The following is a 21,837-nucleotide window of genomic DNA, read 5'->3' as shown; positions in this document are numbered from 1 at the left end:
GCGCCATTCCAGCCCATTGATCTTGAAGGATGAGCGTTGTAGCTCAGCGCAACGCAATTCAAGGACAAATCACATATGGGCTTTAAGATGGGAATTGTCGGTTTGCCGAACGTCGGCAAATCGACCCTCTTCAACGCGCTGACTCAAACAGCCGCCGCCGAGGCCGCCAATTATCCCTTTTGCACCATTGAACCCAACGTCGGCGAAGTCGGCGTGCCCGATGAGCGGCTCGACAAGCTGGCCAGCGTCGCACGTTCCAAGGAAATCATTCCGACGCGGCTTACGTTCGTCGATATCGCAGGATTGGTACGCGGCGCCTCGAAAGGCGAAGGACTGGGCAACAAGTTTCTGTCCCACATCCGTGAAGTCGATGCGGTCGCCTATGTGCTGCGCTGCTTTGAGGACGGCGACGTCACACACGTCGAAAATCGCATCGATCCCATCGCCGACGCTGACACCGTCGAGACCGAACTGATGCTCGCCGACCTCGAAAGCCTCGAAAAGCGTGTCACCCAGATCGAGAAGAAAGCAAAGTCCGGAGACAAGGAGGCGAAGGCCCAATTCGCCGTCATCGACAAAGTTCTGGTGCTCCTGCGCGAAGGCAAGCCCGCGCGGTTTACACCGGTCGCGCCCGAAGAGCTGCCTATCTTCCGTGCCCTGCAACTGCTTACATCAAAGCCTGTCCTCTACGTCTGCAACGTCGATGAGGGCTCGGCTGGCGAAGGCAACGCTTTCTCTCAGAAGGTACAGGAGCGCGCTGACAAAGAGGGCGCGGCGACGGTTGTCATCTCAGCCAAGATCGAGAGTGAATTTGCAGGACTTGCGCCCGAAGACCGCGATGCGTTCCTCGCTGAGATGGGGTTGGCTGAACCTGGGCTCAATCGATTGATCCGCGCCGGCTATAAACTGCTCGATCTGGTCACCTACTTCACCGTCGGTCCGAAGGAGGCACGCGCATGGACGATCACGCGCGGCACCAAGGCGCCGCAGGCGGCGGGCGTCATCCACACCGACTTCGAGAAAGGCTTTATCCGCGCTGAAACCATCGCCTATGACGATTACACATCTCTCAATGGCGAAACCGGTGCAAAGGAAGCCGGCAAGATGCGCCTGGAGGGCAAGGAATACATTGTGCAGGACGGCGACGTCATGCACTTCCGCTTCGCGAACTGATCGCGCTATCGCTTCGTCGCAGTTTCGGTGAACATGGCGCGGCGGAGCAGAACGAGTGCGCGTAATCGGCGAGAGAGCGTCGCCAATATAAGAAACGGCTTACGAGGAAACGATCATGACCGACAAGCTTCCTGACCGACTTTCCGTCAATCCTTCAAGCCCGCATTACGACGAGGCCCTTCTGGCGCGCGACGTGGGAATTCGCTTCAACGGCATCGAGAAGACCAACGTCGAAGAGTATTGCATTTCGGAAGGCTGGATCCGCGTTGCGGCGGGCAACTCCCGCGATCGCAAGGGCAACCCCATCACGGTGAAGCTCAAAGGCGTTGTCGAACCCTACTTCAAGACGGATGCGGATACGCCTCCATCCGAGTAAGGCTGCGGACGCTCCAACATTCACTTCGCACGACCTTTCGAGTAAGCTGAAAGCCGCATTTCGAACAGGCTAACGGCGATGAGCCAAACCCAAACGCAGACCGTGCTTCTAACGGGCTTCGGACCGTTTCCCGGCATTGCAGACAATGCGACGGCAAGGCTTGTCCCGGCACTGGCGCACCACGCACGTCAGAGCTTCCCCGGCCATGTCGTGCATCACGAAATTCTGCAAACCACTTGGAGCGCAGCTCCGGAACGCGCGGCGACGTTGATCGCCCATCACCGCCCTACACTCGCTTTGCACTTCGGCGTTGCCGCCGACGCCACGGGCTTTCGCATCGAACGCCAGGCTCACAACCTATGCCGTTCCTCGCCGGATGCATTAGGCTGCCTGCCCGCAGAGAACCGGCTGTCCCGCCTTGGACCAGATCTGCACCCTGTCAGCATCGATGCGGTTGGAATCGAAGCACGTTTGAAGGCGCTTGGCTTTCCTGTCTCGTTGTCGGACGACGCCGGTGGCTACCTTTGCAACGCCGTTCTTTACCATAGCCTGACGGCCACGAAGGCCCTGCCAGTGGCCTGCCGCTCCGGCTTCATCCACATACCGGCCGACCTGGAAGGGCCGCCCTTGCGCTTTTCTGAGGCGCTGGATGGCGCCTTAGAAATCGTGCGCGCGTGCCTGGAGACGACCCATTCACCGTTTCTCACGCAATCTGCAGATTAACCACCCCGCTTAACGTTTACCTGACTGGCGTCGATGTTGCTTGTCCTTGAGCCGACCCCGCCCAAGGAGACCGCCATGACCGTCGATCGCCGCTCCCTTCTCGCAGCCAGTTTCGGACTTGGCGCAGCGGCTGCCGCCGTGACCAGAGCGCAAGCCGCCGATGCTGCCGCTCCCAAGGCGAAGTCCTTGCAAGCCGCCTTTCGCCAGATCGGCAACGACATCATGCACGCTGATTTGAAGCCTAACGCAGCCGAAGACCAGACCGCTGCCTTGCAGAGCCTCATCGACGAGGCGGCAGCCACAGGACGCACGCTGCGATTGCCGGAAGGTGTCATTCGCATTTCGGATCTGCGGTTGCGTGCCGGCACCGCCTTGATCGGCAACGCCCGGCGGACGGTGCTTCTGTTCAACGGGGGATCTGCGTGCATCACCGCCGACAATGCCGATGGCATCGTACTGCAAGGTCTTATCATCGACGGAGCCTACAAAACCTTCGATGTCTCCCGTGGCGAAGCGTTGCTCAACATTTCGCGGGCGCGCGCCATAGCAATCGAGGATGTGGAAGTTCGCAATAGCGCGGGCGGCGGCATCTCGCTGGTGGAATGCTGCGGACGGGTCAGCCGAATGGTAGTGTCCGACGTCCTCTCAGCCGGCATCAAGTCTCTCGACGCCCAAGGCCTGGAAATTTCCGCCAACGAGGTCACGCGCTGCGCAGGAAACGGCATTCTCGTCTGGCGCAGAGAAGCCGGTGAAGACGGAACGCTCGTGATCGCTAACCGCATCAGTCAGATCCGTAACGCGCTTGGTGGAACCGGCGAATGGGGCAATGGCGTCAACGTATTTCGAGCAGGCGGTGTTCTGGTTCAGGCGAACCGCATTTACGACTGTACCTACAGCGCGGTACGTGGCAACGCGGCTTCCAATATTCAGATCATCTCGAACAATTGCGAGCGCCTCGGCGAAGTGGCGCTCTACGCCGAGTTCGGCTTTCAGGGCTGCGTCATCGCCAACAACGTCGTCGATACGGCTGCAACGGGAATCTCAGTCACTAATTTCAAGGAGGGCGGCCGTCTCGCGGTCATCCAAGGCAACCTGATCCGCAATCTGTTCCGCCGCGAGAAGGAGCCCGAGGGCGAAAAGCGCGGTGAAGGTATCGGCGTGGAGGCCGACGCTGCCGTCACCGGCAATACAATAGAAGGCGCGCCGACCGTCGGGCTGCAAATCGGATGGGGCCCCTATATGCGCGACGTGGCGGCAACCGGAAACGTCATCCGGCATTCGCGTGTGGGCATCGCCATCACGAATGCACCCGAGGCCGGCGCGTGCCTCATCGCCAATAATCTCATCTCGCAAACGATCGACGGAGCCATCCGCACCATGAACCTGGGTGCTATGTCGGGGCCCGATCTCGCGCGCGAACCCGGCTCGGGCGGACGTATCGCTCTCAATGGCAATGTCGCGGTTTAGTCCAGAAACGAACGGCAATCATCGCAGTGCGACGGCTGCGAGCGGGGATGGACGGATCACGCCGACATCTTTGCCTTGCGCATTCTTCAGCGTCTTAAGCGGGAGCTTGCCGCGCGCTTGCGGCAGGAACGCCTCAATCAGCATCGAAACAACCGCTTCCGCACCGCGCGAAGCGCCATCGTCCATCTTGAGCGCAAAGCCGAGACCCGATTGCGGGAAGCACCCCGCATAAGCCCCTTCCGCTCCCGTTTTCACGAAAGCCGCGCCGCCAAAAAGCTTCTGCACACGCGTATCGAGCCGCCCCGGACCGGCGAGAAAATCTGGCTCGGCCTGCGCCGCCTCCATAATGCGGCGAGCTGCCTTCGCGCGCTCCGGCGACAAATCCTTGCCCGTTCCAAACCGAGCGTAGGCGCGCGCAAGATTGGCCGCCGGAAGCGCCCAATTGGGGACCGAACATCCATCTATACCGCATACGTCATCTGTAATTTCGGCGCCGCTCATGTCTTCTAGAAGCGCGCGAATGCGCTGCTGAACGGGATGCTCCGCCTGCTCATACGTGGCGGTCGGCTCGCCCAAATGACAAGCGGTTGCGAGCATGGCGGCGTGCTTGCCTGAGCAGTTGTGGTGCAGCTGCGTTGGATTGCTGTTGGTACGCAGCAGCGCGCGCTGTTCATCCTGATCACGCGGCAGATGGCTGCCACAGTGCATGATGCTCTCATCCAGCCCTAGTGCGGCCAGCATCTCACCTGCAGTCGCCACTTGCTCGCGTGTGCCAGAGTGCGAGGCCGCAGCCAATGCGATGTGGCGGTTGCCAAAGCCATAACGGTCGGCGGCTCTGCTCTCGATAAAAGCCAATGCCTGCAATGGCTTTATGGCAGAGCGCGGATAGACCGGCGCACGCACGTTGCCCAATTCCAGAACCAAATCGCCGGCCGCATCACAAACCGCAACCGTGCCCCGATGACGGCACTCCACCAAGGGGCCGCGGGTCACTTCGATCAGTACGGGATTGCGTGTGAAAGAATCTGCGATCGGATGAGCCATGGCCCGGGCTTACCGCGTTGCAGCAAAAAAATCGAGGGGACAAATCCCCACCTGGCCCCTCCAACATCATCGACCAGGGAAAAGTCAAAGAAAACCCGCCGGATGAGTTCCGGCGGGCAACGGGCACAGATTGGGAGGATTACCGAAGTGTGTCTGGTGTCCTAAGGCAGCTCCGGCCAGGTCGGGGGGGGGGGAGAGGGGAACCTGGCCGGGCACCTTGGGACCTGATGGGCGCTATCTGCTCCATCAGCTTGGATGTGACCCTACAGCCCCCAACATGAACTGCTTCTGAACGGCCTGTTAAACATTGGAATGCGTGGGATCGCGGCGAAATCCTTTCAAGTTTTCAACGGGATTGTCGTAGCCGCGGCCATCAGCAATGCCGGCCTGGTGATAGAATCAGCCTATGAGTTGCCGGTCGCATTCGCGTAAATCCGGGAGCTTCACCGCAATGCCGGCATCTGCCGCGCCCAAAGCCCTGCCGGCCTTCGACCTGCTGAGCCCGAAACCGCTCGACGCGGCGCGCGCCAAGCTCGACGAGGTATTCGGCTACAAGAGCTTTCGCCTGCATCAAGAGGGCATCATCGCGGCCCTGCTGGAGGGGCGGGACTGCCTCGCCCTGATGCCGACAGGTGGCGGCAAGTCGCTGTGTTACCAGATCCCCGCCCTCGTCCGGTCCGGCACCGGCATCGTCGTCTCTCCCCTCATCGCCTTGATGCAGGACCAAGTGGACGCCCTGAAAGACGTCGGCGTCAAAGCGGCTTTTCTCAACTCGACGCTCGACCGCCAAACGCAGGACGGCATCGAGCGCGAGTTCGCCGCTGGCGCCCTCGATCTGCTTTACGTCGCGCCCGAGCGACTGGTCCAGGAGCGCACCCTCAATCTTTTGACGCGCCACGAGATTGCTCTGTTCGCAATCGACGAAGCCCATTGCGTTTCCCAATGGGGGCACGACTTCCGGCCCGAATACCGTCAGCTGAAAATTCTTGCTACGCGCTTTCCGGCGGTGCCGCGCATCGCACTCACGGCCACGGCCGACGAGCGTACGCGCCAGGAGATCGTGACTGAGCTGTCGCTGGAAGACGCGGAAGTCTACGTCGCCAGCTTTGACCGGCCCAACATTCGCTACACCATAGCCGAGATGGGCTCGATGAGCGCGCGCGAGCGCCTGTGGCAGTTCATCACCAGCGAGCACCCTACCGATGCTGGCATCGTCTATTGCCTGTCGCGAAAATCGGTGGAGGAGACCGCAGCCTGGCTCTCGTCCAAGGGACGCAAGGCGCTTGCCTATCATGCCGGCCTTGAGGCTAACGTGCGCGCAGCCGCACAGACTCGCTTCCTCAACGAGGATGGGCTCATTGTCGTTGCGACGATAGCTTTCGGCATGGGCATCGACAAGCCTGACGTGCGTTTCGTGGCGCATCTGAACTTGCCGAAGTCCATTGAAGCTTACTATCAAGAAACAGGCCGTGCTGGTCGGGACGGTGAGCCTGCGGATGCCTGGATGGCCTATGGCATCGGCGATGTCGTGCAACTGCGCCAGTGGATCGCACAAAGCGATGGCTCGGACGCCTTCAAGCACGTTCAGCGTCAGAAGCTCGATGCGCTCATAGGCTTGGCGGAAATGCCTGGATGCCGCCGCCAGGCCCTGCTCGCCTATTTCGGCGAGCGCCTGAGCGAACCTTGCGGCAACTGCGACAACTGCCTCAACCCACCCAAGACCGAAGACGGCACGCTGTCTGCGCAGAAGGCGCTGTCAGCCGTCTACCGCACCGGCCAGCGCTACGGCGTCACCTATCTTTGCGACGTGCTCATGGGCAAGGAAGACGAACGCATCGCGCGCAACGGCCATGACCGGCTATCCGTCTTCGGCATCGGCAAGGATGTGTCCGCCGTCGCCTGGAAAGGTCTCTTTCGCCAGCTGATCGCAGCAGGTCTCTTGAGCGCCGATGACGAAGGCCATGGCATGCTTGGCCTGACGGAAAGCGCGCGGCCGGTTCTGCGTGGAGAGGCGAAATTCCTCATTCGCGTCACGCGCGCGCCAGAGAAGAAATCGCGTCGCGAAGCCAAGTCGATTGCAAAGGTAGCGCCGCAGGACGAAACATTGCTTCAGGCGTTGCGGGCATTACGCCTCAAGCTTGCCACGGCTGCGAAGCTGCCACCCTACGTCATTGCGCAAGATCGCACGCTCATCGAATTGGCGGAGAAGCGGCCCATGGACGAGGCTGGCCTGCATGACATTACCGGCCTCGGCGCCAGCAAGATCACCCGATACGGCAAGGCTTTCTTGGAGTTGATTGGCCTGCACAAACCCCATCCGCTGCTCAATAACCGCTTGCCTTCCACCGTCAACCAGACGCTTGGAGCCCATCTGCGCGGACTTGATGCCGAGCAGATTGCGAGCGAGCGTGAGATCGCGCTCTCGACCGTTTATGGGCATTTCGCCGATGCTATCGCAGCAGGTCTGATAGAGGCGCGAAGCGTTCTGCCGCTCGACGAAGCAGAGATGGACGAGATCCTGGCCGCATTCGAACGCTGCAACACATTGGAGACCGGCAAGCTCGGGCCTGCCCATGCTGCGCTCGACGGTCGTTATGACTTCGGCATCCTGAAGTGTATCCTAGCTGAGATCGGCTAGGCTGGTTTGCCGCTTGGTTCTTTTGCGCGCGCAAGAGCGCCGTCAAGATGCACATCAAGTTGAGGAAAGGGTATTGAAATACCCGCTGCATCGAAGGCCTTTTTGCAGCTTTCATTGAGATCCCTCAGCGTGCCGAAATAATCGGGCGTTTCGGCCCACGCACGCAGCGACACCTCAACAGAGCTATCCTGGAGCGCAGAGACGAACACCGTGGGTGCGGGCTGTGAAAGCACGCGCATATCGGCGTCTGCGAGCTGCAACATGATGGCCTTGGCTTTGTCGATGTCGTCGTTATAGCCGATGCCGCATTTGATCTCGACAAGGCGCGTCGGCAGGCGGTTGTAGTTTATGATGCGCTTGTTCCACAATTCCGAGTTGGGAACGAATTGGTAGACGCCATCCCAGGAATGCATCTCGGTCGCAAAAAGTCCGACTTCCTTCACTGTGCCGGCCACGCCTCCCGCGTCGATGAAGTCGCCCACGCGATAGGGCCGCAGCCAGAGCAGCATCATACCTGCCGCGATATTCGACAGCGTTCCTTGCAAGGCAAGACCGATGGCAAGACCTGCTGCACCCAACGCGGCGAGAATGCTGGTCGTTTGCACGCCCAGCTGACCGAGCACCGCAACCAGAGTCACGATAAGAATACCGTAGCGCGCCAGCGACGTGAGAACGCCACGCATGGTCGGATCGATGCGCTCTTCGCGATCAATACCGCGTCCGAGCTGACGCGCGACCCAGCCAGAGAACCAAACGCCGACAGCAAACAGAACCAGTGCCGCAAGAATGTTCGGCACGGCCTCAACGGCCCAGCGCGTGAGCCCGTCAATGAACGTGCGGCTCGCATTCGCCAACTGCAATGGTTCCATCCTGCGATCCTCCGTTCACGTGGCTCAAGGCAATCGTTCCTGGCATTTGTCTGCAAAGGGCCCGCGAGCACAATGGAGGATTCCACGTATCCGCCCATCCGCCGGATGGTTCTCAGGCGGCCAAACGCTTCACGAGTTCGTCGCGCAATCCGGTGAGCTCCGGCGTCCATTGTGCAAGATTGGCTGCGATGAGGTTGGCCTGAGACTTCAGGATGACGCCGTCGTCCAGAATGCGCAGACCATTGGCGCGCAGTGTCTCTCCCGTCGTCGTAATATCGACGATGAACTCCGCCGTGCCTGCCGCAGGCGTCCCTTCGGTCGCGCCGAGACTTTCCACAATGCGATAGTCGCCAAATCCATGCGCGGCGAAGAACCGTCGCGTCAGGTTCTTGTACTTTGTGGCGGCGCGCGGCCAGCGCCCATGCGCCCGCCGGAACGGACCGGAGATCGCTTCAAGATCGGCCAACGTGGTCACGTCGATCCAGCACGCGGGCACCGCAACGACCACGTCGGCAAATCCGAAACCGAGCGGCCGCAGAAACGTCACGCGGGTGGCGGCGTCCGACATGCTCTCACGAATGAGATCTTCCCCTGTAATTCCAAGGTGCACACTGCCCGCCTTCAAACCCGCCGCGATTTCGGAGGACGAGACGTAAGCGACGTCGATACCCGGCATGCCTTCGATCTCGCCGCGATATCCGCGTGCGTGACCGACCTTCTTCACGACAAGGCCGGCTTTAGCAAACACGTCTGTCGTCTGCTCCATCAGGCGGCCCTTGGAAGGGATGGCAAGCGTCAGCTTCGCACTCATACGCGCGCCTCCTTCACAGCCCTCAGGAGGCGTTCGGTGTGGATGGCACCTCCGACGGCTGATACGTCCTTCGAGGCCCCCGCCGAACGCAGAAGATTGTCATAGCGCCCGCCGCCGGCAATCGGGCTCGCCTCGCCGAACAGCGGCGAAATTACCTCAAACACAAGCCCGGTGTAGTATTCGAGGTTGCGGCCGAATTCCGCCGAAAACGCCACACGTGAAAGATCGAGCCCGACGTTCGCGAGTTGCGCAAGCCGCTTGTCATAGACATCGAGCGCCAATCCCGCGCTCACCCCCGCACTCTTGAGCAGTTTTGCGATCGTATCGCCGCATGCGCGAGCGGGGCCGGAGACGGCGACATAGCTTTCGATCAACGTGGCCGCCGCGGACGAAAGCGGGGCGGCGCCAATATCCTGCGCAACGTCGAGCATGTGGCTCGTCATCTCGGCAAGCGTTCGCGTGCCGATCAGCTCGATCCCGTTAGAGTCGAGATAAGCGGCAACGGCCGCCTCGCTCGCCTCCACGTCGCCGGGAACAAGGGTTTCGATGAGTTCGCGCGGCAGCTTGCGCGCATTGGCATCCGGCGCGCTTACAAGCTGTTTCAGCTCAGCGTGAAACTGACCGGGTTCCCAGAACGCATCGGCCAGTCGCTGGCGCCAGCGCTCCGGCACGTTCGCGGCCACCAACACCGAACGGAACATGCCATGATCGCCGATGCGCATGGTCCAGTCGTTGAGACCGCACGCGCTCAGCGCCTGCATAATAAGCGTGATCGTAGCGGCTTCCGCGCTCTCGCGCTCGTTCTCGCCAATGCGCTCTATGCCTGCCTGACGGAACTCGCGGGGATGGACCTCGTCCGCTCCCTGAGGCTGAAAGCGAAAAGCCGGGCCATTATAGCAGTAGAGCGCCTTGACCGCAGGATTGGCATGGCGCGCCACATGCAGTCTGCAGGTAGGAAGGGTAAGATCGGGACGCAGACATAGCTCCGCGCCATCGGGATCGGTGAAGACATAAGTGCGCGCACGCAACGCCTCGCCTATCGCATCCAGAAAGACATCCGCAGGTTGGATCACGGAAGGCGCAACGGCTTCATGCCCGGCTTTGGTGAAGACCGACATGACCTTTTGCGCCTGCGCTTCCAGCGCCTCGAACCGTAGTGCCGTCTCGGCGGACATCGTCTCTAACCTTGGTGACGTTCGATGATTTTGCGTACCTCAGCGACGAGGTCGGCTTCTGGAACGGAGAGTTGAGCGGGGCGCGCTTCCTTCCATTCCTTGTTATCCTTGATGGCAGCCGCCGCCTTCGCGCCCTCGATCAGGTCTTTGAGAGTCACTTCGCATTTGGCACGCTCATCGGAACCTTGAATAATGACACAGGGGCTGCTGCGCTTATCGGCGTACTTCATCTGCGCCTTCATGCCGGAAGAGCCCAGATACATTTCCGCGCGGATGCCTGAAGTGCGCAGCCTCTGCACCATCTCCTGGTAGTCGGCGACCCGGTCTTTATCCATGACGAGCACGACAACGGGCCCAAGCGCGGCATTCGCCTTTTGCCCGACATGCGCGAGTGCCGCCTGAAGGCGCGAGACGCCGATAGAGAATCCGGTTGCTGGAACTTTCTGGCCCGTGAAGCGCGCGACGAGATCGTCGTAACGCCCCCCGCCGCCGACCGAGCCGAAACGAACGGTGTTGCCGTCTTCGTCCTTCACCTGGAAGGTCAGCTCTGCCTCGAACACGGGGCCAGTGTAGTACTCCAGACCTCGCACGACGGATGGATCAAAGGTAATCCGCGAGGCATCATATCCGGCCGCTGTAACAAGATCCGTTATGGCCTCCAGCTCGGCAAGTCCTTCCTCTGCTCGCGCATTGCCGGCGATGATCCCCTTCACACGGTCGATCGCGCCTTCGCGCGCGCCCTGCGCCGCGGTTAGAAACTTCGTGATAATCGTCGCATTCGCGTCGGTAAGGCCTGCCCCTGGGGTGAAATCACCGCTCTCATCCTTGCGGCCTTTGCCGAGCAACTGCGAAACGCCTTCGGCGCCAAACTTGTCAAATTTGTCCATGGCGCGCAGTACGGTGAGCCGCTTACCACTTTGCGAGCCATCCGTCAGATCGACCCCGGCCAGCTCCAGTATACCATCAAGCACTTTGCGGCTGTTGACCTTGATCACGTAGTCGCCGCGCTTGATGCCAAGCGCCTCAAGCGTGTCCGCCGCAAGCATACACATCTCCGCATCGGCAGCGATGCTCTCGCTTCCCACCGTGTCGGCGTCGAACTGCATGAACTGGCGGAAGCGCCCTGGCCCCGGCTTCTCGTTGCGATAGACGTTGCCAAATGCATAGCGGCGGAACGGCTTGGGCAGGGCGTTGAAATTCTGCGCGACATAGCGGGCGAGCGGCGCGGTGAGATCGTACCGCAAGCTCATCCACTGTTCGTCCTCGTCTTGGAACGAAAACACTCCGGCATTGGGCCGGTCTTGATCGGGAAGAAACTTGCCCAGCGCATCGGTATATTCGAGGGCAGGCGTTTCGAGCGCGTCGAACCCATAGCGTTCATAGACCGAGCGGATCACGCTCAGCATTTCATTGAGGCCCTTAAGCTCGGCCGCCTCGATGTCGCGGAAGCCTTTGGCAATTCTGGCTTCCGGGCGCGCCGCCGAGGGTGCCTCGGAGCCAGCGCCTTTGTTGGATTTGGACATGGATTGAAACTTTTGAGTTGCTGAGGCGCCCTGACGGGGCCCCAAAGGTCTGGGGCCTTATAGCGGATGGTTCCGCAGTGCGAAAGCCGGGGATCCGGCTCGACTGGAAAGCACGCCATTTGCTGACTTTAGTGATGGCCCCGTCACAGAAACTGTGGGGGGTGGGTCATCTAGGCGTTTTCAGCGTGGCCCTTTAGCCGACGCACCAGCCCGCGGATCGTGGGGCTCTTGCGCGCATGGGCGACCGCCCGGTGGTAAAGCGTCTTCGGCAGCGCTGCCAGATCCTTTGCCACGAACAGATCATAAAGCGGCACCTCGGCAACCCCAAAACCGCGTTTGAAGGGATAGTCGCCAATGCCGAAATCGAACCGGCGCACGCCGTGCGCGACAAAGTACTTCATCGCCTCCACGATCACGAGCCTTCCCGGCGAGAGGTGGCTCCAGGGTTCGCCGCCGTTTGAAATGCGCAGCAGCGTGAAGGTCCCATCGTGCAAGATGCCAAACAACCCAGCAACGATCTCGCCCCGCGCTTCCAGAGTGAACAGATAGCCAAGTCCGCACTCGGTACCGTCCATCACCAGGCGTTCGTAAAACGCGCGATAGGCCTGCTGATTGAGAATGTACTTGCTGCCCAGCGCAGCGTGACGCGCGTGCTGCTGCTCTTCGAGCACAGAGTAGGCGCGTGCAATTTCGGCGGCTGTCATGGCGCGGGCAAAGCGGGGCTCACCCTCCTTTTCCCATAGCCGCGTGCAACGCTCGACCTCCTTGCGATATTTCTTGCCGCGATCCCGCAAGAAGTCTTCGACCGTCGTCTCGATGACGAGAAGATTTCCATTGTGACGGGCAGGTGTCACGCCGGGGAGGCTTACGAGCGGGTTGGGACGGCCTGCAATCCGCGCAGGCATCCGCTCCAGACGGATCATATCGACATCGCGCAGCGAATGGCGAGCGGCCCGCCATGCCCGTCGTATCGAACGGCGCTTCTTCAACGCCGCCGGCCCAAGAATGGGAACGCCATAGTCGGAGACCCCAAGATCGGCAAAACGAGCAATTCTCAGGTTTCTCTTTGTGTACACGACGAGCGGCAGAATGAGCGCGACGTCCCCGCTGTTTCGCTCTGTAACGACGACAAGGCGCGGCATGGCCTGCTTGGCGGGCGCCAGATCCTCGTAAAGAACCGTAAGCCAATTAGTCGACTGAAAGCCCGTTGAAACAAGGCCCTCCTGCACACTATCGAGCGCAGCCAGTGCCTCATCGGCGCCGTCGAACACCTCCGCGATGAACCGCGGCGCCCGCCATATTCCGCCATGCGAGACAGAGGTCGTCCCATCAACGGCAGCGTTTTCACTCAAGGTTGCCACAGCCTTTTCGTTCCTGCCCTTCTCGCCACGCGGCGGCGCTGGTCATTCAGCAGCCTGTTGGAAATCAATGATTGCGCCCGGCCGGACCGGATCGAGCTTGAATTCGACGATGCGGCGGGCTTGGCGCTCTTTTTTCAGCAACCCGGCGCGTTTTACACCGGCCTGAAGCGCGGCCTTGGCCCAGAAGCCGAGCCCTTGCGTGGCGCGGCTCTTAGGCTTCACACCGGCCTTGTAGCGCAAGATGCCGTTGGCCATATTGATCATCTGGCTGCGGCGGATTTCTTCGGTCCAGTACTCGGTCGTCATCGAAACGTTAAGGCAATCGAGATTTTCGACACGATGCGGCGCGTTCAGAGGCCAGTGAAGCATCTCGCCCCCGCCGATCTCGAATACCTGCGCGTGCTGGTCGTATTCGGCCTCGTATCGCATATCGACCTCAACCTCGAACAGCGCGATGCTCTCAAGCTGCTCTTCAGTCAAGAACGGCGGAGTGTTGGGATAGACGAATACGCGTTTGCGTCCGTGAAGCTGCCACAGCGACTGTCCGGGCAGATCGGAGTGATAATAAACTTGCGCGTTGGGCGAAGAGATCAGGATACCGTTGGTGCGGGCGTAGGTCTTATAGCCTGGAACATTACGAGCAACCTCTTCGAATGCCTCATCGAGCAATTCGCGATAACGCGCATCCACCTCGCCCACGTTGCGCAGGTTGAGCCACATGCGTCCATTACGAATGGCCTCGATTACCTTGTCGCCAGTGACGCCCCCGATGTCGCCCTCACGCCAGGTGCGGCGCGGAGAGCCTTGCGGACCCATTTGCACAAGCGCGTACTGCGATCGTGGATATCGGTCGATCAGATCGGCAAGCGCATCGAACGAGAACAGCGGATGCTCATGGAGCCGGTGGGTCGCCTTGAGCGGCGCCTTGGCCCACTTGGCCGTCAAGTCCGCAGTCCAGTTTGTAAAGATCGGGTCCGACATACGCATCACCTTGAAGTCGTATCAGCTTGCTGTTCGGTCCGCGCGGACGCGGCCAGGATCGGACACGCCGCATCATTATGAGACGGCGTGGCCCACGCGCTGCCAACCTTGCAAGCACCGTGCAGGTTCTAACGCCTTAATCCCAGTATGGCGCTTAATGTCAATGGTGGTAGAAAAATCCGCCTAGTGCCTGACGTAATTCACTTTTTCCAGTTCGTGACGCAGACCGATAGTGCGTATTAGGCACGGATATAGTCGTCCACGCGCCGCTGAGCTGGTACCGGCACGTCGGTCGCGAACTCCTCCAGGGCCTCAAGCCCCTCCGGCACCGGCCCGCCGTGGGCCCAATCCAGTAATTCGACTGTGTGGACGACGGGATAAGGAACGCCGCGCGCAATCTGCGCGATACAGCCGATGTTTCCCGCCGCCACCAGATCGGGACGCAGCCCCTTAATGTTCGCGGACTTGCGCTCCAGCAGCGCGCCGGCGATCTCTGGCTGAAGGATGTTGTAGACACCAGCCGAACCGCAGCAGATGTGCGCTTCAGGGATGTCGAGCACTGTAAAGCCTGCCTTCTTCAGAAGCGCCTTCGGCTCGCGCGTGATGCGCTGACCGTGCTGCATCGAGCAGGCCGAATGATATGCCACCTTCAGCGACGTCCACCGCAACGGCGCGCCAATATCATGCGAGGTGAGAAACTCGCTGACGTCTTTGGCGAGTTCTGAGATTTTCTTGGCGCGCTCGGCATAATCCGGATCGCGCGCAAGCAGATGGCCGTAGTCTTTCACGGTTGTGCCGCAACCGGACGCATTGATGAGAATAGCGTCGACCGGCTCTTTTGCGATTTCCTTCGACCACGCATCAACGTTCCGCCGCGCAGCTTCGAGTGCCTGCTCCTCCATGCCGATGTGGCCCGTCAAGGCGCCGCAGCAGCCCGCGTCCGCTGAGATCACGACCTCGACACCGTTGCGGCCGAGCAGTCTAATGGTGGCATCGTTGATCTGCGGGCGCAGAACCTGTTGCGCGCAGCCCGCCAAAAGGATCACTCGGGCCTTGCGGGTTCCTTTGGTGATCTCAGCCTTGCCTGGCCCGATGAACCGCTGGCGCGAGACTTGTCTTGGCGCCATATCCAGCATCGCGGCAATCGGCTTCAAGCCTATCCGCTTCATGAAACCGGAAAATGGACGGCCGAGCGGCGCAGCACGCAGCGCCCACCGGAAACGACGCGGAAAGGGCACCGTTTCAGCCAGCATCCGACGCACCAGCTTATCGCGGAAATTTCGCTGTCCCGTTTTCTCAATGTGATTTCGCGCGATTTCAACCAGATGCATATAGTCAACACCCGAGGGACACGTGGTCATGCACGAGAAGCACGACAAGCACCGGTCGATATGCTTGGAAACCTCCGGCGGCGCGTCAACAGCACGCTCCATCATGTCCTTGATGGCATAGATGCGACCGCGCGGACTATCACGCTCGTCCCCCAAGACCAGATAGGTCGGACAAGTCGCCGTGCACAAACCGCAATGGACGCACCGCCGCAGAATCTTCTCGGCATCGGCCGTTACAGGATTGGTCAGCTGATCTGGCTTGAAATTGGTTTGCATCGCTTTTCTTTTTCTGGGCGCACGTGTCGAACGAGGCGTCTTTTGCGAGGTTTTTAGCTATAGCACAGACAGCAGCTCAAAGCCCCGCATACATGCGACCCGGATTGAGCATGTTGCGAGGATCGAACGCGGCTTTGAGGCCGCGCGTCAAACGCTCGACCTCGGGCTTCATGGGCTCGAAGACTTCCACCGCATGGCGGACTTCCGGAGCGGCACGGATTAAGGTGGCATGGCCGCCGCGCACGGCGACAGCCCGCCGCACATCTGCCGAGCCCGCATCGGCGGCAGCTGGAACCTCCAGCCAGATCAGCCCGCCTGACCAATCGTAGATCACATTCGTCGCCATGAACCGGCTGATGGCAGCGACGATCTCGGCGGCCTTGGTCGGCGTGGTCGAGATGCGCCAAAGACTTGTGTCGGGCGAATACGGCATCAGCTTGAGATGACGGATGTCGCCCCACACCGACTTCGACTGCTCCTCGTCCAGCTCCAACGGCGCTCCGTAGACCTTCAGTGCTTCTTTCAACTTGCCAGAACGGCCGGCAACGAAACTGGCGAAGGTCTCAAGCCGAATAAGCGTCAACGACGTATCGAGCCCAGCAAGCCGAGGGTCGGTGAGCCGTGCTGCCGTTCCCTTCGGCAGATGCGCCGCCGACGAGATGTCATAGGGCGTCGCGAGCGCCGTCGTCATGGCCTCAACTGCGAGATCGTCGGGTAGTCCTGGATAAGCGAGTGTCACCGTAGCCTCCGGCATCGGCGAGACCTTGAACGTCACTTCCGAAAGGATCGCGAGGGTGCCCCAACTTCCCGTCAGCCCGCGCGCGACGTCATAACCGGTGACGTTTTTCATCACCCGACCGCCCGATTTGAACAGCTCGGCTCGGCCGTTGACGGCGGTGGCGCCAAGCAAATGGTCACGCGCACCACCGGCAGAGATTCGGCGGGAGCCTGGCATGTTGCTGGCGAATACCCCGCCAATCGTCTGCACACCGGCAGGGCCGCCGCTGGCCGGGCCAATGTCCATGGGCTCGAATGCGAGCATCTGACCATGAGCAGCCAGCTCTTCTTCAATCTCGACAAGGGGCGTGCCGGAGCGCGCAGACATGACCAGCTCGGTAGGCTGATAGAGGGTTACGCCGCGCAATGAGGTTGTAGTGATGGTCACGTCGTTCTTTACCGGGCGCCCGATCCCGCGCAACGAGCCGTGGCCTACAACCTCGACCGAACGGCCGCCCTCGACAAGCTGCGCGATCATGCTGCGCAGTTCCCACTCCACGGCAGGCCGCCACAATTCACTCACAGGGTCGTTTCCTTTCACGTCTCAGCTTTGGCCTTCTATGTGCCTTGCTGACTTTTAACTCTAGAAAAGCGCGCAACGGCGCACCTTTCAAGCTGCCTGTTTTTAAGCGGCCTGTCGGTTTGCGCTCACTTCTAGCGGGAACACCTTGCTCGGGTTCAACAGCCAGTCCGGATCAAACACCGTCTTGATGCGCATCTGGACGGCAAGATCAGTCGGCGAGAATTGCACGGTCATCAAGTCGCGCTTCTCGATGCCGACCCCGTGTTCGCCCGTCAGACAGCCACCCGCTTCTACGCACAGCCTGAGGATGTCAGCGCCGGCGCTTTCGGCCTTCATAGCCTCCTGCGGATCGTTGGCATTGTATAGGATGAGCGGATGCAGGTTGCCGTCGCCCGCATGGAAGATGTTTGCGACCTTGAGGCCATAGCCCGAGCAGATTTCAGAAATCCGGCCCAGCACCATCGGCAGCTGTCCAAGCGGGATGGTCCCATCCATGCAATAATAGTCGGAAATTCGTCCGATCGCGCCAAATGCGGCTTTGCGGCCCGCCCAGATCTTGGCGCTCTGATCCTCATCGGCGCTGACTTCAAAAGACTTCGGCTCGAACTGCTTTGCGATCTCGGTGATGCGAGCCAGAAGGGTCTCGATCTCGTCTTCGGATCCTTCGACCTCGATAATGAGGAGAGCTTCGACGTCGAGCGGGTAGCCGGCGCGCGCGTAGGCTTCACACACTTGGATCGCGGGCTTGTCCATGTATTCAATGGCAACCGGAATGATACCCGCGCCAATGATGCCGGCGACACACTGGCCAGCGGCTTCGGGCGACGAGAAGCCGACCATCATGGGCCGCGCACCCTCAGCCTTTTTCAAGATGCGCACAGTCGCTTCGGTGACGATGCCAAACTGTCCTTCAGAGCCGATGATCAGCGACAGGAAGTCGTATCCGCCTGGCTCCAGATACGCACCGCCGAATTCCACGACGGTGCCGTCGATAAGCACGATCTTGAGTCCGAGTACATTGTTCGTGGTAACGCCGTACTTAAGACAATGCGCACCGCCCGAGTTCATCGCAAGATTGCCTGCCAGCGTACACGCGAGCTGCGAGGAAGGATCGGGCGCATAAAAGAAGTTCTCGGCCGCCACCTTGCCCGAGATCGAAAGATTGGTAATGCCGACTTCCACACGAGCCGTGCGGTTCGCATAGTCGATGTCGAGCACCCGGTTCATCTTCGAGACGCAGACGACGACGGTATCCTCTCCCGGCAGCGCACCACCGCACAAAGATGTGCCAGCCCCGCGCGGAACGACCTTCAAACTGTTGTCGTGGCAGTACCGCAGCACACGGGAAACCTCCTCGGTCGTGCGCGGAAGAACAACAACCAGCGGAACGCGCCGGTATGCCGTCAAGGCGTCCGTTTCGAATGCACGTCGGCCGTCCTCATCGATGATGAGCGCGTCGGGTCCGACTAGTTTGCTGAGCCCTTCCACGATCAGATTACGGCGGGCCAGCACGCCGGAGTCAGGGTCCGGCAAGCTCACGAAAGACACGCGATGACCTCCTTCGGCCTCTTGGCCACCATACCGCAAGACGCACCTTGAGAGCGCAACCCTTGGCACCGTGTTGGGGAGGTTCGAAGAGATTTTGACGCCCCGCCGGACCATCCCGTTAAGTTTAGTGTTCGCATTATGACAGCTTTGATAAGAGTGAACATTCATCAATTGGAGCAAATACCGCAGGAAATGCCCTCGCCGGCGCTATTGCTGTACAGGCCACCCTGAGGCGAGTTTACTCTCTGGGGAAAAACAGTCCTTCATCTAAGACGATTTAGCGGAACACTTTGTTCATGGCAGAACGTAAAGCAATGGGAGCACACGCGGCGCAACCCAGGACGCAAAGAACCAGCACGCCTAGGGATCCGAACGTGACAGCTATTAGCGACTTGGACATTTTCGCACGGGTAGCACGCACCGGCAACATGTCGGCGGCGGGCCGCGAGATGGGATTGTCTCCTGCCGTCGTCTCCAAAAGGATCAGCCTGCTCGAAGAACGGCTCGGCGCCCGCCTTTTCCAGCGCACCACCCGCCAGCTCACGCTGACTGAAACGGGCGAGGGGTATTTCAAACGCGTCGTGGACATCCTGAGCCTGGTGGAAGAAGCGGAGGACTATGTCTCGCGCCGCAACACAAAACCCCGCGGCACGCTCAAAATTTCGGTGCCCACCACGTTCAACCGCCTCCACATCGCTCCGCATCTGCCCACATTTTTGGCCCGCTATCCCGATATCGAACTCGACGTCCACCTATCCGACCACTTCGTCGACATCATCCGCGAAGGCTTCGACGTCGCAATCCGGATCGGAGAATTGGAGGACTCCTCCCTCGTGGCGCGCAAACTTGCAAATGAGAAGCGCGTGATGTGCGCTTCTCCCCTGTATTTAGAGCGCGCTGGAACGCCTAAGGATCTTGCCGAACTGGAAGGTCACAACTGCCTGCTCGCCGGCGCACAAGATCTCTGGCGGCTGGAAGGTCCGGATGGTCCACACGACCTACGCGTGAAAGGCAATATTCGCTCCAACTCCGCCGACTTCACACGCACTGCACTTTTGCAAGGTCTTGGGATCGGGCTGCGGGCTTGGTGGGACGTTGCAAAGGATATCGAGCGCGGCGAGTTGCGCGTCGTACTGCCGGATTACGAAGGTACGCCCAACAACGCCATCTATGCGGTCTATTCATGCCGCGAGTTCATGCCTTCTAAGGTTCATGCCTTCATTGAGTTTCTGGCCGAGCTATATGCAGGCGAGCCGCAATGGCAGCGCCCTGCATCTTTAAACAACGGCGTCGGTGGCGTTGCAGCAAAGCCGCTGCAGCGGGTCGCAGGCAAGAGCGCCCGCGCATAAGTCAGTCACCTAGAGGGAATTTGACAGAATATAACGCCCAGCGGCTAACGGCCCCGGCAGCTTTGAATGCAGGCCAGGAATTTGGCGGCACAGGAGCTGGAATCGAGATCCTTGCTCGCCATCCGGCACTGGTTTTCCTGGGCCTGACAACGCTTCTGGCAGTCGCTCGCCCCAGCCACCTGGAAAGTACGCGAAATTGCGGGCTCCTCGGCACGTATGCCATGCGCGCCAGCCAGAAAAAAACTGGCGCAGAGCGACAGCATAAAAAGGATTTTTCGCATTCACGCCTCCCGCAGAGGCAAAATGAGCCTCCGTTAGGGTTTTTATACTCCTGGTTGCATGAACGGAAACTGAACCGTCCAGCAAGCTCTAGAATGCGAATTCCTCGAAGATACAGTCAATATCGCGATGCCAACGCCCGTTGAATCTCTCCAAAAGCTCGTCTGCAACCGTCCGCCCGCGACCGACAATCGCCTCCAGCGGCGCAAGATAGATCGTCTCGTCCTGGCTCTTCGCGTTGATCCGCGCGCGGTTTTTCAACCCAAGTCGCGCGATACCCACCGCTTCGCGGGCGATCTCGTTGACGATCGTGCCCAGGAACGGCGTCTTGAGGCCAGTCTTGGGCACGTGGTTGCGTAACGCTTCCCGGTCCTCTGCGGTCCAGTTCTTGACCAATTGCCAAGCCGCATCCAGTGCGGCCTCGTCATAGAGCAGTCCGGTCCAGAATGCCGGAAGCGCCGTGATCAAGCTCCAGCGGCCGCCGTCTGCGCCGCGCATTTCCAGAAAACGCTTCAGACGCACCTCGGGGAACAGTGTCGTGAGGTGATCCGACCAATCGTCGATGGTGGGATATTCACCTTCCAAACCTTTGAGCTTGCCCGCCAAGAAGTCTCGGAAGGATGATCCCGCGACGTCGATGTATTTTCCCGCGCGATAGACGAAGTACATAGGCACGTCGAGCGCATACTCCACGTACCGCTCATAACCCATGCCGTCCTCGAACACGAACGGCAGCATACCCGTGCGCCGCTTATCCGTGTCACGCCAGACCTCGCTACGCATGGACTGAAAGCCGTTTGGCTGGCCTTCGGTAAAAGGGGAAGATGCAAACAGCGCCGTCGCGATAGGCTGCAACGCCAATGAGACTCGCAGCTTCTTGACCATATCGGCTTCGTTGGCGAAATCGAGATTCACCTGAACCGTTGCCGTGCGATACATCATATCGAGACCGCGGCTGCCGACCTGTGGCATGTATCGGGTCATGACGGCATAGCGTTGCTTGGGCATGTGCGGCGTCTCTGCCAGCGTCCACTTAGGCGAGAAGCCTACACCGAGGAAGCCGATGGCGAGGTCCTCGCCCACGTCCAAAACCTCATAGAGGTGACGCGCCGTCTCAGTCGCCGTTTCGTGCAACGTCTGAAGAGGCGCGCCCGACAGCTCAAACTGTCCGCCGGGCTCCAGCGAGATATTGCCTCCCAGCGGACCTTCCGGCCGCTTCAAAGCGATGATGTTGTCCCCTTCCATAATGGGGACCCAGCCATACCGCCCTACCAGCTGCTCCATTAGAGCACGGATGCCGCGAGGTCCGTCGTAGGGCACGGGCTCAAGCGAGATCGTGCGAAACACGAACTTTTCGTGCTCCGTGCCAATGCGCCAGTCGGCCTTCGGCTTTTCGCCAGCAGCTATCCAGGCGACAAGATCGGCTCGGCTTTCGATCTGAGAGCTTTGTGCGCCATCTTCGCGCGTCGACATCGAGCTGAAGTCCCTGGGCTGTAGCGGGGCTTGGTTCCTGGACACGGCAGGTGGAAGACCGGAATAGACCGGGCAAACACCATTGGCGTGCGCATGGTTATGGCGATGCTGCGGGCCACAAGCAAGGTGTCTTAGGTTTG

18 protein-coding genes are annotated in these 21,837 nt (G+C 60.2%); 6 read left to right on the top strand and 12 right to left on the bottom strand.

Annotated features, from left to right (window positions below):
• The first annotated feature begins 75 nt into the window (after nucleotides 1-75).
• The 4 genes from ychF (at nucleotide 76) to R3D51_12445 (ending at nucleotide 3,739) form a co-directional block, all read left to right on the top strand.
• On the top strand, nucleotides 76-1,173 hold the full coding sequence (gene ychF, locus R3D51_12460) for a redox-regulated ATPase YchF (protein MEZ5900292.1): 1,098 nt from the start codon (nucleotides 76-78) through the stop codon (nucleotides 1,171-1,173).
• A 115-nt stretch (nucleotides 1,174-1,288) separates the two neighbouring features.
• Nucleotides 1,289-1,549, top strand: coding sequence for a DUF3297 family protein (locus R3D51_12455; GenBank protein ID MEZ5900291.1), 261 nt, complete (start codon nucleotides 1,289-1,291; stop codon nucleotides 1,547-1,549).
• Between the two features lie 78 nt (nucleotides 1,550-1,627).
• Nucleotides 1,628-2,272 (top strand): pyroglutamyl-peptidase I, encoded by a 645-nt coding sequence (locus tag R3D51_12450; protein MEZ5900290.1) that lies wholly within the window; start codon nucleotides 1,628-1,630, stop codon nucleotides 2,270-2,272.
• A 75-nt stretch (nucleotides 2,273-2,347) separates the two neighbouring features.
• Nucleotides 2,348-3,739, top strand: a complete 1,392-nt coding sequence (locus R3D51_12445; protein ID MEZ5900289.1) for a TIGR03808 family TAT-translocated repetitive protein — start codon at nucleotides 2,348-2,350, stop codon at nucleotides 3,737-3,739.
• An 18-nt stretch (nucleotides 3,740-3,757) separates the two neighbouring features.
• Here R3D51_12445 and R3D51_12440 read toward each other — a convergent pair whose 3' ends face one another.
• Nucleotides 3,758-4,783 (bottom strand): asparaginase, encoded by a 1,026-nt coding sequence (locus tag R3D51_12440; protein ID MEZ5900288.1) that lies wholly within the window; start codon nucleotides 4,781-4,783, stop codon nucleotides 3,758-3,760.
• Between the two features lie 451 nt (nucleotides 4,784-5,234).
• On the opposite strand from R3D51_12440, the gene recQ reads away from it, so the two are divergent.
• Nucleotides 5,235-7,421 (top strand): DNA helicase RecQ, encoded by a 2,187-nt coding sequence (gene recQ, locus R3D51_12435; GenBank protein MEZ5900287.1) that lies wholly within the window; start codon nucleotides 5,235-5,237, stop codon nucleotides 7,419-7,421.
• On the opposite strand, the gene R3D51_12430 is transcribed toward recQ, so the two are convergent.
• The 9 genes from R3D51_12430 to R3D51_12390 all read right to left on the bottom strand — a co-directional run bounded on the left by R3D51_12430 (nucleotide 7,418) and on the right by R3D51_12390 (nucleotide 18,596).
• Nucleotides 7,418-8,290, bottom strand: coding sequence for a mechanosensitive ion channel (locus R3D51_12430; GenBank protein MEZ5900286.1), 873 nt, complete (start codon nucleotides 8,288-8,290; stop codon nucleotides 7,418-7,420). The genes recQ and R3D51_12430 overlap by 4 nt on opposite strands.
• A gap of 112 nt (nucleotides 8,291-8,402) precedes the next feature.
• Nucleotides 8,403-9,101, bottom strand: a complete 699-nt coding sequence (hisG, locus tag R3D51_12425; protein MEZ5900285.1) for an ATP phosphoribosyltransferase — start codon at nucleotides 9,099-9,101, stop codon at nucleotides 8,403-8,405.
• Entirely contained in the window at nucleotides 9,098-10,276 is a 1,179-nt protein-coding gene (locus R3D51_12420) for an ATP phosphoribosyltransferase regulatory subunit (GenBank protein ID MEZ5900284.1), read from the bottom strand. The genes hisG and R3D51_12420 overlap by 4 nt, the downstream gene beginning before the upstream one ends.
• A gap of 5 nt (nucleotides 10,277-10,281) precedes the next feature.
• Nucleotides 10,282-11,799, bottom strand: a complete 1,518-nt coding sequence (gene hisS / locus R3D51_12415) for a histidine--tRNA ligase (GenBank protein ID MEZ5900283.1) — start codon at nucleotides 11,797-11,799, stop codon at nucleotides 10,282-10,284.
• A gap of 170 nt (nucleotides 11,800-11,969) precedes the next feature.
• Nucleotides 11,970-13,160 carry a GNAT family N-acetyltransferase gene (locus R3D51_12410; GenBank protein MEZ5900282.1) on the bottom strand — a complete coding sequence of 397 codons (1,191 nt, stop codon included), beginning with the start codon at nucleotides 13,158-13,160 and terminating at the stop codon, nucleotides 11,970-11,972.
• Between the two features lie 42 nt (nucleotides 13,161-13,202).
• Complete coding sequence (locus R3D51_12405) at nucleotides 13,203-14,141, bottom strand: hypothetical protein (protein MEZ5900281.1); 939 nt, start codon at nucleotides 14,139-14,141, stop codon at nucleotides 13,203-13,205.
• Between the two features lie 239 nt (nucleotides 14,142-14,380).
• A complete protein-coding gene (gene glcF, locus R3D51_12400; GenBank protein ID MEZ5900280.1) occupies nucleotides 14,381-15,748 on the bottom strand; it encodes a glycolate oxidase subunit GlcF in 1,368 nt (455 codons plus the stop codon).
• 76 nt (nucleotides 15,749-15,824) lie between these two features.
• Nucleotides 15,825-17,048 carry an FAD-binding protein gene (locus R3D51_12395; protein ID MEZ5900279.1) on the bottom strand — a complete coding sequence of 408 codons (1,224 nt, stop codon included), beginning with the start codon at nucleotides 17,046-17,048 and terminating at the stop codon, nucleotides 15,825-15,827.
• Between the two features lie 102 nt (nucleotides 17,049-17,150).
• Nucleotides 17,151-18,596 (bottom strand): FAD-linked oxidase C-terminal domain-containing protein, encoded by a 1,446-nt coding sequence (locus R3D51_12390; protein ID MEZ5900278.1) that lies wholly within the window; start codon nucleotides 18,594-18,596, stop codon nucleotides 17,151-17,153.
• 374 nt (nucleotides 18,597-18,970) lie between these two features.
• On the opposite strand from R3D51_12390, the gene R3D51_12385 reads away from it, so the two are divergent.
• Nucleotides 18,971-19,945, top strand: coding sequence for a LysR family transcriptional regulator (locus R3D51_12385; protein MEZ5900277.1), 975 nt, complete (start codon nucleotides 18,971-18,973; stop codon nucleotides 19,943-19,945).
• Between the two features lie 44 nt (nucleotides 19,946-19,989).
• Here the strand turns inward: R3D51_12385 and R3D51_12380 are convergent, their stop codons facing one another.
• Together R3D51_12380 and R3D51_12375 are read right to left on the bottom strand one after the other, a co-directional pair.
• Complete coding sequence (locus R3D51_12380; GenBank protein ID MEZ5900276.1) at nucleotides 19,990-20,226, bottom strand: hypothetical protein; 237 nt, start codon at nucleotides 20,224-20,226, stop codon at nucleotides 19,990-19,992.
• 88 nt (nucleotides 20,227-20,314) lie between these two features.
• Entirely contained in the window at nucleotides 20,315-21,697 is a 1,383-nt protein-coding gene (locus R3D51_12375; GenBank protein ID MEZ5900275.1) for a glutamate--cysteine ligase, read from the bottom strand.
• Between the last annotated feature and the right edge of the window lie 140 nt (nucleotides 21,698-21,837).

Source organism: Hyphomicrobiaceae bacterium (assembly GCA_041397645.1).
Taxonomy (GTDB): domain Bacteria; phylum Pseudomonadota; class Alphaproteobacteria; order Rhizobiales; family Hyphomicrobiaceae; genus Hyphomicrobium_B.
Note: the sequence above shows the minus strand (reverse complement) of the source record. Positions and strands in the feature narration are given on the sequence as shown.

Excerpts from the sequence above, each read along its gene's own strand:
- ychF (MEZ5900292.1), top strand. The coding sequence starts at position 76 with ATGGGCTTTAAGATGGGAATTGTCGGTTTGCCGAACGTCGGCAAATCG.
- R3D51_12455 (MEZ5900291.1), top strand. The coding sequence starts at position 1,289 with ATGACCGACAAGCTTCCTGACCGACTTTCCGTCAATCCTTCAAGCCCG.
- R3D51_12450 (MEZ5900290.1), top strand. The coding sequence starts at position 1,628 with ATGAGCCAAACCCAAACGCAGACCGTGCTTCTAACGGGCTTCGGACCG.
- R3D51_12445 (MEZ5900289.1), top strand. The coding sequence starts at position 2,348 with ATGACCGTCGATCGCCGCTCCCTTCTCGCAGCCAGTTTCGGACTTGGC.
- R3D51_12440 (MEZ5900288.1), bottom strand. The coding sequence starts at position 4,783 with ATGGCTCATCCGATCGCAGATTCTTTCACACGCAATCCCGTACTGATC.
- recQ (MEZ5900287.1), top strand. The coding sequence starts at position 5,235 with ATGCCGGCATCTGCCGCGCCCAAAGCCCTGCCGGCCTTCGACCTGCTG.
- R3D51_12430 (MEZ5900286.1), bottom strand. The coding sequence starts at position 8,290 with ATGGAACCATTGCAGTTGGCGAATGCGAGCCGCACGTTCATTGACGGG.
- hisG (MEZ5900285.1), bottom strand. The coding sequence starts at position 9,101 with ATGAGTGCGAAGCTGACGCTTGCCATCCCTTCCAAGGGCCGCCTGATG.
- R3D51_12420 (MEZ5900284.1), bottom strand. The coding sequence starts at position 10,276 with ATGTCCGCCGAGACGGCACTACGGTTCGAGGCGCTGGAAGCGCAGGCG.
- hisS (MEZ5900283.1), bottom strand. The coding sequence starts at position 11,799 with ATGTCCAAATCCAACAAAGGCGCTGGCTCCGAGGCACCCTCGGCGGCG.
- R3D51_12405 (MEZ5900281.1), bottom strand. The coding sequence starts at position 14,141 with ATGTCGGACCCGATCTTTACAAACTGGACTGCGGACTTGACGGCCAAG.
- glcF (MEZ5900280.1), bottom strand. The coding sequence starts at position 15,748 with ATGCAAACCAATTTCAAGCCAGATCAGCTGACCAATCCTGTAACGGCC.
- R3D51_12380 (MEZ5900276.1), bottom strand. The coding sequence starts at position 20,226 with ATGCGAAAAATCCTTTTTATGCTGTCGCTCTGCGCCAGTTTTTTTCTG.
- R3D51_12375 (MEZ5900275.1), bottom strand. The coding sequence starts at position 21,697 with ATGTCGACGCGCGAAGATGGCGCACAAAGCTCTCAGATCGAAAGCCGA.